This window comes from Nostoc sp., assembly GCF_036917815.1.
In the GTDB taxonomy this organism is placed as follows: domain Bacteria; phylum Cyanobacteriota; class Cyanobacteriia; order Cyanobacteriales; family Nostocaceae; genus Nostoc.
The window spans coordinates 43,322-56,153 of the sequence record NZ_JBALEK010000053.1 but is presented as its reverse complement, the minus strand read 5'-3'; the positions used below and the strand labels follow the sequence as shown (position 1 = coordinate 56,153).

General features: G+C 44.7%; 12 protein-coding genes. 5 read left to right on the top strand and 7 right to left on the bottom strand.

The window, feature by feature from the left end; translation table 11 throughout:
- Nucleotides 1-7: 7 nt before the first annotated feature.
- A complete protein-coding gene (gene gnd / locus V7K97_RS15425) occupies nt 8-1,030 on the bottom strand; it encodes a phosphogluconate dehydrogenase (NAD(+)-dependent, decarboxylating) (protein WP_334801907.1) in 1,023 nt (340 codons plus the stop codon).
- A gap of 377 nt (nt 1,031-1,407) precedes the next feature.
- On the opposite strand from gnd, the gene V7K97_RS15420 reads away from it, so the two are divergent.
- Nucleotides 1,408-2,451 (top strand): heme-binding protein, encoded by a 1,044-nt coding sequence (locus V7K97_RS15420; RefSeq protein ID WP_334801906.1) that lies wholly within the window; start codon nt 1,408-1,410, stop codon nt 2,449-2,451.
- A gap of 689 nt (nt 2,452-3,140) precedes the next feature.
- Nucleotides 3,141-3,458, top strand: coding sequence for a hypothetical protein (locus V7K97_RS15415; RefSeq protein WP_334801905.1), 318 nt, complete (start codon nt 3,141-3,143; stop codon nt 3,456-3,458).
- 75 nt (nt 3,459-3,533) lie between these two features.
- Here the strand turns inward: V7K97_RS15415 and V7K97_RS15410 are convergent, their stop codons facing one another.
- From V7K97_RS15410 to V7K97_RS15385, 6 genes are all read right to left on the bottom strand, one after another.
- Nucleotides 3,534-3,764: a ribbon-helix-helix domain-containing protein gene (locus V7K97_RS15410; protein WP_334801904.1), complete on the bottom strand. Its 231-nt coding sequence runs from the start codon at nt 3,762-3,764 to the stop codon at nt 3,534-3,536.
- A 202-nt stretch (nt 3,765-3,966) separates the two neighbouring features.
- Complete coding sequence (gene opcA / locus V7K97_RS15405) at nt 3,967-5,343, bottom strand: glucose-6-phosphate dehydrogenase assembly protein OpcA (protein WP_334801935.1); 1,377 nt, start codon at nt 5,341-5,343, stop codon at nt 3,967-3,969.
- A gap of 87 nt (nt 5,344-5,430) precedes the next feature.
- On the bottom strand, nt 5,431-6,960 hold the full coding sequence (zwf, locus tag V7K97_RS15400) for a glucose-6-phosphate dehydrogenase (RefSeq protein ID WP_334801903.1): 1,530 nt from the start codon (nt 6,958-6,960) through the stop codon (nt 5,431-5,433).
- Nucleotides 6,961-7,100: 140 nt separating this feature from the next.
- Nucleotides 7,101-8,246, bottom strand: a complete 1,146-nt coding sequence (gene tal, locus V7K97_RS15395; protein ID WP_334801902.1) for a transaldolase — start codon at nt 8,244-8,246, stop codon at nt 7,101-7,103.
- A 446-nt stretch (nt 8,247-8,692) separates the two neighbouring features.
- On the bottom strand, nt 8,693-9,742 hold the full coding sequence (gene fbp, locus V7K97_RS15390; protein ID WP_334801901.1) for a class 1 fructose-bisphosphatase: 1,050 nt from the start codon (nt 9,740-9,742) through the stop codon (nt 8,693-8,695).
- A complete protein-coding gene (locus tag V7K97_RS15385) occupies nt 9,735-9,935 on the bottom strand; it encodes a hypothetical protein (RefSeq protein WP_334801900.1) in 201 nt (66 codons plus the stop codon). The genes fbp and V7K97_RS15385 overlap by 8 nt, the downstream gene beginning before the upstream one ends.
- Before the next feature lie 150 nt (nt 9,936-10,085).
- On the opposite strand from V7K97_RS15385, the gene V7K97_RS15380 reads away from it, so the two are divergent.
- The 3 genes from V7K97_RS15380 (at nt 10,086) to V7K97_RS15370 (ending at nt 12,770) form a co-directional block, all read left to right on the top strand.
- Nucleotides 10,086-10,784 carry a Uma2 family endonuclease gene (locus tag V7K97_RS15380; RefSeq protein WP_334801899.1) on the top strand — a complete coding sequence of 233 codons (699 nt, stop codon included), beginning with the start codon at nt 10,086-10,088 and terminating at the stop codon, nt 10,782-10,784.
- An 81-nt stretch (nt 10,785-10,865) separates the two neighbouring features.
- Nucleotides 10,866-11,261, top strand: coding sequence for a hypothetical protein (locus tag V7K97_RS15375; protein WP_334801898.1), 396 nt, complete (start codon nt 10,866-10,868; stop codon nt 11,259-11,261).
- Nucleotides 11,262-11,561: 300 nt separating this feature from the next.
- On the top strand, nt 11,562-12,770 hold the full coding sequence (locus tag V7K97_RS15370; protein WP_334801897.1) for a NupC/NupG family nucleoside CNT transporter: 1,209 nt from the start codon (nt 11,562-11,564) through the stop codon (nt 12,768-12,770).
- The last annotated feature ends 62 nt before the right edge of the window (nt 12,771-12,832 follow it).

The window sequence follows — 12,832 nt, the reverse complement described above, 5'->3', positions numbered from 1 at the left end:
AACCTCTTTAAGAATTAGCTTTTTCATCATGCCCGCCAAACTGATAGCGCATGGCTGACAAAAGTTTGTCGGCAAAGTCTGCTTCCCCACGCGAGCTAAAGCGAGCAAAGAGCGCTGCACTTAACACCGGAGTCGGTACAGATTCGTCAATTGCGGCGATCGCACTCCAGCGCCCTTCGCCAGAATCTGATACACGACCACCAAACTCTTCTAAATTGGGGCTTGTCAACAAGGCGATCGCTGTCAAATCCAATAGCCAGGAAGCAATTACACTACCCCGCCGCCAGACTTCGGCAATATCTGCCAGATTCAAGTCATACTGATAATACTCTGGATTTCGTAATGGTGTGGTTTCGGCATCGATCTCGCGCTGATTATTGCCCACGTTGGCGTGGTGAAGAATATTCAGCCCCTCTGCATAGGCCGCCATGACACCGTACTCAATACCGTTGTGTACCATTTTCACGAAGTGTCCTGCACCGATGGCCCCGCAGTGGAGATAGCCTTGTTCCGCAGTCCCGCCCACCTTCTCTCGTCCGGGAGTACGGTCAATCTCTCCTATACCCGGAGCTAGAGTTGCAAAAATTGGGTCAAGGCGTTTGATAGCCACCTGTTCACCCCCGATCATTAAGCAATAACCCCGCTCCAATCCCCAAACACCTCCGCTCGTACCGCAATCAATGTACTGAATGCCTTGATCCTTGAGTGTGGCTGCTCGACGAATGTCATCATGGTAGTAAGAGTTACCACCATCTATAATAATGTCGTCTGGCTCGAGTAGCTCAATCAGGGTTTCAATTGTTTCATCCACCGAAGCCGCAGGCACCATCAACCAGACGGCACGGGGTTTGGATAACTTGCTGACTAGATCGGCGATTGAGCTTGCTCCGGCTGCAATTACACCTTCCTTCACCATTGCGGACAATTTCTCTGTCCGACGGACATACCCAACTACACGATGCCCAGCACGCATTAAGCGCTCTGCCATGTTTGCGCCCATCCGTCCAAGTCCAATCATTCCAAGTTCCATAGATTTTTCGTCTCCTGGTTTTGACCAATAATCTTTACCATAATTTATTGTGTCGATAAGCTTTAACTCCTATTTTGAAATGATTCTGGCATCACTTTAAGGGTTTGCAGTGGTTATTGCTTCTAACTATTGGAGTAATAATCTGCTGGGTATGGACACAGATGAAGAACTCAGTGATCCCACTAAAGTTTCTAGGCTGGACTTCAAGAAAAACTCATCTAAGTAAAAACCGCTTTCCTATTTAGAAAAATCTGCCAGCTTTTCCGTAATCTTCAAACTGCAATCAGTAGATATATGTGTAACCGTTTCTTGTTTGAATTGAGGATGTGTTAGTCAATCTCATTTAAATAACCCTATGTATTAGGGAAAGGAGGCTTATGTCTGAAAATACAGATCCGCTTAACGCCAATTCCATCAATACTCGCCCCGGGGTGACACTCCAAAAGGTATCAGACTCCCTTGGGTTGCTCTCGGACCTAGCGGGTACTTGGGTCGGCACCGGCTTCAGCTTGGTTGAACTGCCGGATTTCGATTCGACTTTTCCCAGCACTGGTCCAGCACCGTTCCGCCTGAAGCTGAATAAAACCATCGAGACTTTGCAGTTCACGCCTGTCGGTGGGACGGTTCCCAACCGAGGCGTGATCACCAGCTTGGCCGATCCCACTACGGGGCAACCTGACATCCAATTAAACGCATTGAGCTATCTCCAGCGCATCAGCGATTTCGTGACCAATGAGCCGTTGCACATTGAGCCTGGTTTCTGGCTGAATGTTCCTCCGACTACAGTCTTTCCTGTACAATCAGCAACGACGGTGGCACGACTGGCCACAATTCCGCACGGCGATGCGGTGAGCGCACTGGGCGTACCGTTTTCAGTGCCGAGCGGTCCGGTCATTGCAGCGGCTGATGCTTCGCCAATTCGCCTTTCAGACAACGTGCGGCTGATCGATACACCGGGATATAACACACCCTTCCTTAACCCGCCCCTACCGCCAGACTTCAAGCTGCCCTACGTAGCCAATCCAAACCTGGCGCTACAGGATGCCATTCTCGGACAGAAAATCATTAACACCGTGGTGCTGATCATTACCACTACATCCGAGTCTGTTTCCATCCCGTCGAGCGCGAATGCCACAGACCCAAACCCCCCAGGCACCGTTGTCAACATTGCCGCACCGACAGGAGGCAGTGTCAGCGTCCCAGCACCTGGTGGTGGTACAGTCAATAGCAGCATTGTCAACATCCCCTTTGTCGTGCAGAACGCTAATGCGGTGACACTTGACGCGATCTTCTGGATTGAAACGGTGCAGCAGCCAGATGGCAGCACCTTTTTACAGCTTCAATACACCCAGACCATCTTCCTGCAATTCTTGGGGATCAACTGGCCACATATCACTGTCGCTACGTTGGTCAAGCAATAAGCAGGTGGCATAGTCGTGGTCAAAACCTACCATTAAAGCCTAGTGGTCTGTCAATTTTGATTTTGTGCGTAAGCAGTCCCAGAATATATTCCTAGCAAACGATTTCAAAAGTTGGTCACACACAATTTTTAGCTTGACAGACCACTAGAGCGCCAGTCCAGTAGAAGTAGTTGACATCATCAATAACGCTTTCAGCCTTAACTGAACCGTATTGATATCTACGCCTACTGAAAAATAATTAATTATTGCTTCCCTGAGTACCTAAAGATAGTTAATTATCAATCCAATTAGGAAAGAATAATCTGGGTATTAAGAAAGGGCGAAAGAGTAAGCATTCAAGCTAAACTATTTCTTAAACAAAAACAATAAGAGAAGAATTATGTGGAATTTAGATATTGTTCCTCTGCCTAATTCTCTAGGTTTTGGTGCGTTGTTTGCTTACGTTTTCACGTTGCTACCGAGTGGTTTAAGAGTAGTTTTCCCAGCAATTAAAAAAGCCCCAATCCCAACTATCTTATTGAAATATCGACAGATCACTTGCACAAGGAAAAACTCATTAATCAGCAGTAATTTTTATTGAATCTTCAAAGTCTTAAAAAATTAAGTGAGTGAATTCAATTTAATTGAATACATAAGTAATTTTATGTTGACAAAATTCAAACAACTTCTAGATAAAAATCGAGCTATGTTTGCAGTTATGCGTTGGTCATCACCACGGTAGCACCGGAGATCAATTGGCTCTAGTACAACAGGGAGATATTACAGTATTGCGTGGCTCTGATCGCTTACCGGATGAGGGTAGTAACTTTAGGCTACCACGATCGCACTTTCAGGTTATCCCTCACCTCGACCGTTGCCGCGCTCCTGGAGGTATTCCCAGATGCGGTCAATTTGGGTTCGCCATTCAACGCGTGAGGCGTTTAGCTCTATTGTCAGGCGTTCAAAATTTTGCTGGTGAATTGTTGCGACTTGCAGCAGTGCGTCTGCGGTGGCACGTAGTTCTGTAACCGAGGTGCGGAGGTCGGCGTTGACGGCCACTTGCCTATCTAGGGCGGCTTCGATCCGGTCGAGTCTTTCTTCGCTCATCCTGCCCCCTTGTCTTGTTGTCGCTCCTTGGCCGCCTGAGACAGCAAGTAAACAACCAGACTGCTTAAAGAACGTGACTCAGAATTAGCCCATTCTTCCAAGACAGCCTTTAAATCCGGTTCCAAATACGCTGTTACAGCTTCTAGCCTACGTTTTCCGCCCAAAGTTTTTTGATCTGATATCAGTGGTGTTGACTGCATTATACCTTCTAATAAAGTTTCAGACATCTTCCTACTGCCTCATACAGTATTGTACAGTAGCATTACCCCATCTTGGTTTCAGCCTTAGCGTACAATTTTCCCGGTTTGGTACGGTGATGCCTAAGTCCTAAAATAGAAAAACCCTCCAGATGATTGAAATATCCAAAAATCAGAAGGGTTTGCATTTAATTGTCGCAATTTGGGTAACTTTTATTGTTTCCAGGCGAAACTAACTATTGGTTGCCAACTTGAAAATATTCGCTGTAATCCCCAGACTTTCTTCAAAAAGCGACTCACGTCCCCAACGTTGTACCTGCTGACTCAGTAATGCTTCCGCCTTTTGCTCTGAAAGTGAAGTAACTTGTTGAAACAGACCGGCGGATTGGGCGCCACCGTGGGTTTCCATCCGCATACAGCCACCAGTTTCTGAGCAAATTACTGTACCACAGTCTGCCTTTGGATTTGTCGAACTGAGCCGCAAAGCAATCAAGTCGCCGGCAATTTCACCCACATCAGCCAGGGGAACACCCGCTAACTCAGCTTCTACTTGCCGTTGGTCTTGGGCAATAAAGTGAATGCGAGTGATGTCGTAATCTCCAGTTTCCTTTTGATAGGAAACTGGCTGCCATTCTAGACGACTGGCCAGCCAACCCAAAAACAGCAAAGCTTGTGCGGGGTTGCCTTTTTCGTAATCAATGGTTACTCGGTCAACTTCCTTAAGGGCGGCGCGACGGTTAGGTGAGTCGTAGGCTTCAGCTGTCAATTCTTGCCATGCTGAAAGGCGACGCCAGTTGAGGTCAGCCAGGGGAACACCACTTTCTACTAACTCTTGGAGGCGGAGTAAATCACTTTCTGGCTCGTTAAAGCGGCAAGAATCCACAATCACATTATTACAAACTGCTGACAGCCGCTTGAATAGACCATTGTTGGGGTCTGGTGTTGCTTTCCACCAAATAAACTTTGGTAAGCCGCCAATTAACAATGCTGGAATCATGCCGCCTATACGTTCCAAGGCAGCAGCAGTTCCACTGAGAGTTATGTATTCACAGCAAATTAGTGTACTTGACGATTGCTTTTGGATGGGACAATAGGCAGAAACTTGAGCCTTTACCCCTTTATCTTCGCCAGCAATGGGAAACAGTGCAATAATCCGGCAAGGATTGCGGAGGGCGATTTCATCAGCAATTCTAGGACTTGGGGCATTTAAGCTGGGAAGTTCAATAGAACCATTATCCCCCGTAGCTCCGTTTCCTTGACGTTTGACGAATTCTTCTCTCAAGATTGCCAGGGTTTCAGGTGTTGCTGTTCCCGTATTTGGCAGTGCATGTTTTGTCTGCACTTGCCGCAAGGCAGCTTGCATCTGAGGCCCTAAAATCCCATCAAGCGGGCCGTTGTAAAATCCCAAAGTAGCTAAAAGATACTGGGTTTCTTCTGGTTCGTAAACCACTAAGCTAAATGTCGTAGCCCGAGTAGCAGCAGGAAGCCCACCGTCCTCGCCAGTGATGCCGTAACTTTGCCAAATTTGACTCAGTTCCGCATCTATTTCGTTAAGGGAAATATCTTTTGGTGTCTGAAGTGAATAAATTGTCGAAGATTGGGGAGCCATAGGAAGTTTTGGGTTTTGGGTTTTGGGTTTTGTCATTTGTCATTTGTCATTTGTTTTTACTAATGACTCATGACTAATGACTAATATTTAGAGTCTGCGCCAGCGACGCCCATCTTGGTTAATTAAGAATTCTGCTTCTGCTGGTTCCCAGGTTCCGGCTTCGTACTGGGGAATAGTATTTGGGTCGGCGGGTGCATCCCAAACGGAAAGGGCTGGCGTTACTACCTGCCAAGCTGCTTCTACTTCGTCCGCGCGGGTGAACAATGTTTGATCGCCCATCATACAATCAAGGAATAAGCGATCGTAGGCATCGGATGTTGCTTGGATGCCAAAGGAACCATAACTAAAGTCCATGTCAACGGAACGGGTACGGAATTCTGCCCCTGGCATTTTCACATCAAAACGCAGGGAAATACCTTCATTGGGCTGAATCCGCATCGTCAAAATATTGGCGTTTGTTTGTTGCGCCGCAGATTGGAACATCCGAGAGGGAACTTCGCGGAAGTGGATGGAAATCTCACTGACTTTTTTCGGCATCCGCTTCCCGGTACGCAAGTAGAAAGGAACACCTTTCCAGCGCCAGTTATCCACCAAAAACTTCATCGCTACATAAGTGGGTGTGGTGGAGTTAGGATCAACGCCTGGTTCTGTCCGATACCCTGGCGCTGCTTCACCCTTCATCCAACCAGCGCTATACTGACCACGTACTGCTGACCGCGCCAGATTGTGAACATCAGCTAAACGGGTAGCTTTGAGTACCTTGACTTTTTCTGTGCGGATGCTGTCGGCATCCATTGCGTTGGGTGCTTCCATCGCCGTTAGGCAGTAAAGTTGCATGAGGTGATTTTGCAACATATCCCGAAGTGCGCCGGCGCTTTCATAGTAACCAGCCCGGTCTTCCACTCCCACGGTTTCTGCCACGGTAATTTGTACGTGGTCAACAAATTGACGATTCCACAACGGCTCAAAAATCGCATTGGCAAAGCGAAACACCAGCAAATTCTGGACTGTTTCTTTACCCAAGTAGTGGTCAATACGGTATACTTGATGTTCTTTGCAAAATTTCTGTACCACTTGGTTAAGATTCTGGGCAGAAGCCAAGTCCCGACCAAAGGGTTTTTCAATTACTAGACGATGTTTGTAAGGATCTTCTAGCATCCCGGCGGTTCCTAGCTGCTTAATCGCTTCGGGAAAGAATGAGGGGGCAACTGAGAGGTAGAACATGCGATTACCTCGCGTGCCCCGTTTTTCGTCTAATTCAGCCAATAACGTTTTCAGTTTTTGGTAGCCTTCCGGGTTGTCTATATCCCCAGGACTGTAGAACAGACCTTGAGAGAAGTCTTGCCAGAGTTCCCCTAAATCGACATCAGGATGCGCCTCTTCCATGCCCTTTTGCATTTGTTCACGGAAGTATTCGTGGCTCCATTCTCGACGTGCCACACCGACAATGGTAGTCTCTGGTGGTATACGCCGTTCTCGCCGCAATTTGTAAAGTGCTGGCACGAGTTTGCGCCAGGTGAGATCGCCAGAAGCGCCAAAAATGACTATAATCTGGGGTTCGGGCATCCTTTGTTGTTGCAGACCAACGCGCAAGGGATTTTCTAGCAGACTAACCATAACAATTTTGGATTTTAGATTTTGGATTTTGAGATTGGAGACTGGGTATTAGGGAGTGGGTATTGGGTATTGGGGATTGGTATTAGGAAAATTGCTTACCAGTCCCCAGTCCCCAGTCCCCAGTCCCCAGTCCCTAGTGCCTACACTGGTGACAATACCTTGATCTTTTCTTCTAAAGAGTTCATCAAGGACTGGAAGGGCTGGATGAATTTGTCAATACCTTCGGCTAACAGTTCATCCATTACGGCATCGAGATCGATGTTGATGTCGGGATCTTTGAGGTTTTCGATCAGCGTGTAGGCTTTGTCTACATCTGTTTCTAAGCGATCGCCTACGTTACAATGATCGGCACAAGCTTTAATGGTCGCTGGTGGTACGGTGTTGACGGTATCGTGGCCAATCAACTCCTCGATATACATCACGTCTCTGTAGTTGGGGTCTTTGGTGCTGGTGCTAGCCCAAAGTAGCCGTTGTACTTTGGCTCCTTTGGCTGCTAAGGCTTGCCAACGCTCGCTTCTAATGATTTTCTTGTATTCTTGGTAGGCAATCTTAGCGTTAGCGATCGCTACTTTCCCTTTCACAGCCAAGAGCTTTGCTTCCACGGCAATATCATCAACACCTTTTTTCAACTTAGCATCAATTTTGCCATCAATGTTGCTATCAATCCGACTAAGGAAGAAACTAGCGACTGAAGCAATTTTACTGATGTCTTTACCCTCAGCTACCCGTTTTTCTAAGCCCTGAATATATGCCCAAGCTGTGTTTACATAGCTTTCTACAGAAAACAGTAGCGTAATATTGACATTTATCCCATCGGCGATCGCCTGTTCCACTGCTGGTAAGCCAGATTCTGTACCGGGAATTTTAATCATCAAATTTTCCCGACCAATTTCTTGGAAATAGCGCCGGGCTTCGGTTATCGTTGCTTCAGTATCTTGGGCGATGGTTGGCGGGACTTCGAGACTCACATAACCATCTAGTCTATTGGAGGCTTCATAAACAGGGCGCAAAATATCACAGGCATTACGGATATCTGCAAAAACGAGGGATTCGTAAATTTTGGCTGTCGGTAAGCCAGCCCGAATTCCGGCTTCGATATCGGCATCATAAATAACATTACCAGCGATCGCCTTTTCAAAGATCGCTGGGTTAGAGGTAATCCCAGAGATTCCTTGATTTTCAACCAGTTCTTTGAGTTCGCCTGATTGAATAATGTCACGGGTCAAATTATCTATCCAGATACTTTGACCGTATTGCTTAATTTCTAGTAGATGATTGGTAGCCATAGCTCTAATTTGTTTCACTCCTGTATAGTGATGTTTCTAAGTGAAGTTGGCAAAACCCATCAAATGTTGATGGTGACTTTTGAATTGTGACGTTGCCAATCACTTATCGCATCGGCCAGCTGAGATAATCTTTAATTGATCTTCAAAAAGTGCTATTCTCCATTCCCAATCGTAAATCACCATGATTAACTTTTAATTAATGCCAGAAGCTAGATGCATCCTTGATACTTCTGTCTCTCTCTTCTAGTGCAGTATGGCAAAAATAACTATCCAGTCAAAAAAAGTTCAAAAGCATAATTTACAAGCTTTTTTCTCCTATCTTCTGCCTTGAAAGTGCCGAGTGCTGTTAACGTAACGGGGCGTAGCCCGTGCTGAGTGCTAAGTAAAAATACTAGTCCCCAGTCCCCAGTCCCCAGTCCCTTTTTCATCGGTACTGCCTTCTAACACTAGTGTCCGTTTTGAATAAAAGACTCCACCTTTGCTACATCCTCTTTGCTACCAATAATTAAAGGTGTGCGCTGATGCAGTTTTTTCGGCACTACATCTAAGATATTTACCAATCCTGTAGTAGCACGACCACCTGCTTGCTCAATCAAAAAGGCGAGAGGAGCGGTTTCATAAAGCAAGCGCAATTTCCCTTCTGGGTTTTGAATTGTGCCTGGGTAGAGAAACACACCGCCTTGAACCAAAATTCTATGAATGTCGCTCACCATTGCGCCGCTATAACGAGCGCTGTAGCCTTCTGTGCGATGAACGTAGCGGATATATTCTCGAATCGATTCTTCCCACTGCCAGAAGTTACCTTCGTTCACGCTGTAAACTGACCCGTGGGTAGGAATGCGGATATTTTCTTCTGTGAGAATAAACTCTCCTAAGCTGGGATCGAGGACAAAGGAATGAACGCCCTTACCGATAGTATAAACCAGCATTGTGCAAGGACCATACAGGATGTATCCGGCAGCGAGTTGCTTACGTCCATTGGTGAGGAGGTCAGTTGCCTTACCGTCGCTATCAGTCCCTTCTTGTTGGCGAATGGCGAAAATGGAACCTAAGCTGAGATTATTATCAGTGTTGGATGAGCCGTCAATCGGATCATACAGCAGAGTATAGCGCCCAATGGGGCAATTTTCGGGGATGTAATAGGGATTTTCCATTTCCTCAGAAGCGAGGCGACAGACTAAGCCGCTTTGCTTAAACACTGAGATAAAGACATCATTGGCATAGACATCCATCTTTTTGACAGATTCGCCTTGGACATTCACTTCCCCAGTAAAACCGAGAACGCCTTCCATTAAACCAGCGCGACTCATGCGGCGAGCAACCAGTTTGCCGGCTAGGGCAATACGATTCATCAGCGCACTTAAATCTTGTGCATCTGGCGAAAAACTCTGAAGTTGCTGGAGAACGTGACGAGATAAGGTTGTACAATCACGATCTAAAGCTTTGTCTGTAGCGTCGTAAGTAGATAAGTCTAAAGATTCTGGCGCTTTAGCCATTTTTGTGTTCTCCGCAGCCACTAGCTGTTAGTTGGGTGTTAGTTGGGTGTGGCAACTTAATTAAAATAGTTGCTGCTTCTATCTTAGAAAGGTAATTTGATAACTGAGATGCGACTTTAGATAAACTAAAGAAATGAATTTTTAGTGACTCCTGCGCCCAAAGCACAGATACGTAGTTACTTGTCGTAGACATTGCCAATATTGAGTCAATGATTTACCTAAACAAAGTGACTACAGAAAGTAATAAAGGCAACCAAGCCACTAAGTATTATGTGTAGCCTGAGCTACCCTAAAGTTATGGTAAAACAGATTTAGATTTATTATTTGGGATTGAGAACTGCTTATGTTAAACTACAATCCATTAGAGTGCCTACCTTCATCAGCAGAATTGCCAGATTCTGATGACACTCCTGTGGATAACGAACTGCAAATATTAATTCCCAACTTATTGTTAGCCATATTAGCTGCTATTTGGCAAGCCCGTGATGATTGGTTTTTTGGTATCAACATGGGAATTTATTATACAGTCAATAAACCTGCCATTGTCCCCGATGGGTTTCTAAGTTTGGGTGTAGAACGTTTTGTTGGAGAAAATGGGCGTTCTAGTTATGTATTTTGGGAAGAAGATGGCATTTCTCCAATTTTATCGTTAGAAATTGTTTCCCAAACTTACAATTTTGAATACGAACAAAAGAAAGTAGATTATGCCCAATTAGGAATTTTGTATTATGTAATTTATGCACCAACCCGCTTACGTCGTAAGCGTCAGCGTTTAGAAGTTTATCGGTTAGTTAATGGTGAATATATTTTACAACCAGGCGATAAAATCTGGATGCCGGAAATTGGTTTAGGGATTGGACGTGAACGAGGAACCTACCAAAGAATCACGCGAGAATGGTTGTATTGGTATGACGAAAATGGTAATAGATATTCAACACCAGAAGAAGTAACAATTGAGCAACAGCAACAACTAGAGCAAACTCAACAACAACTTCAAGAACTTTTAGCTAGATTAAAAAAAAAAGGGAATCAACCCGAATAATCTCTAAAGAAACTTAAAAATAACTAGGAACAAAAAATAAAAAAAGCCTTCAATATTATTATTGAAGGCTTTTTTGTTTGTATGCTTAAACAAATTGTTCTATCATTATCAATCGTAACCTCGCTATTTTCTTCTGCGTTTGCATCTATTCCCCAATATGATTTTCCTGACAATAGTTACATATCCAAAGAAGAACTGATAAACCAGTTAGTTATAGTTACTCCCGTCAGACATCCATTTGTTGTCATCTCTAAACGGCTTGTAAAATGGTCTGAATATGCCGGAGACAAAGACAAATCGGTTTCTCGTAATCGCTGGATCTGGGAGGTAACAATCGTAGGATGTAAGCCATCGCAAAATCAAACAAGGAAATATTATTATCTGGGGTTTGATGCTGAATCGAAAAGACTGATAACCCAATCTTTGATTAAAGAAGACAAGCAGTTTGTTGCGGTGCAAACCGACTGTGGTAAATAGGTAGGCACGAGTTAACCTAACTATGTAACAAAAGTTTCACTCGCAATGACATACTTGTAACTTTTAGGGTAAATAAATATTTTTTACTGTATCAATATCCACATATTACACCAATATTACTGCTTTTTAAATAAATAAACATCATCCTGTTGATAAACCAATTTAAACGCTTGGTTATTTTTGAGTTGATTCGCTAAATTCATCTTTACTCTAATAATTTACTAAAAATCCCCAAAAAAGGCGAGTTTTTCTGTATGCTTTCTGACTAAGTGCCTTAGCGATACATTTCCGGGAGTAAACATGGAACGCGCCATTTCTGCGTTAGGAATCTTGGTTTTTATCGGTATATCCTACGCCTTCTCAGTGAATCGTCGTGCGGTGCGTTGGCGAATAGTCGCGTGGGGTTTGGGATTGGAGTTTGTATTTGCCCTAGTAATTCTGAAAACTCCTTGGGGTTTAAATGTGTTTAAATCTCTGGGAGATATTGTCAGCCAATTTTTAGCATTTTCTGATGTCGGTGCCAAATTTGTCTTTGGAGAAAATTTTAAGGATCATTTCTTTGCTTTTGAAGTGCTGCCCACAATTATCTTTTTCTCTGCCTTCATCAGCGTCTTGTATTACTACGGAATTTTACAGCGAGTTGTAAATGTGATGGCGTGGGTAATGATGAAGACGATGAAAACATCGGGTTCTGAATCTTTATCCTGTGCAGGTAACATCTTTTTGGGACCAACAGAATCGGCGCTGATGGTTAAACCTTATGTAGCAAATATGACGCAATCAGAACTCCATGCCGTGATGACGGGTGGTTTTGCGACAATTGCCACCGGAGTACTAGGGGCATATCTTTCCTTTGGCATACCAGCACAACACTTAATTGCTGCTTTCTTTATGACTGCTCCCACATCGTTGGTAGTATCAAAATTACTTTACCCAGAAACAGAAGTATCAGAGACGGTTGGTAAGGTAGAGATGAATGTAGAAACCAATTATGTGAATGTAATTGATGCTGCTACTACCGGAGCAATTGACGGTGTGAAGTTAGCAGTTAACGTTGGCGTGATGATTATGGCCTTTTTAGGATTATTAGCTGCTCTAAATGCCCTGATGGGATGGTTGGGGGCATTTGTGGGCTTACCGCAACTGTCATTACAGTGGATTTTGTCTTTTGTTATGGCTCCCGTGGCGTGGCTGATGGGCGTACCTTGGGCTGATTGCCGGCAGGTAGGGGCTTTATTGGGTACAAAGACAATTCTCAATGAGTTTATTGCTTTTTTGGATTTGAAGGCACTAATTCAAAGCGGTAAAATTTCCCAACGCGCAGTAATTATTGCGACTTACGCATTATGTAATTTTGCAAATATCGGTTCAATTGGCATTACCATTGGCGGTATTGCCGGGATAGCACCGAATCGTCAACATGACTTAGCTCGTATGGGTGTAAGGTCAATGATTGGCGGATTGTTAGCGGGTTTTATCACCGCTTCTATTGCTGGGATGTTGATTTGAACTGGGAATTGGGGACTAGGGGACTAGGGATTAGGGCGAATGGCACTAAGAAAACCCCAAAA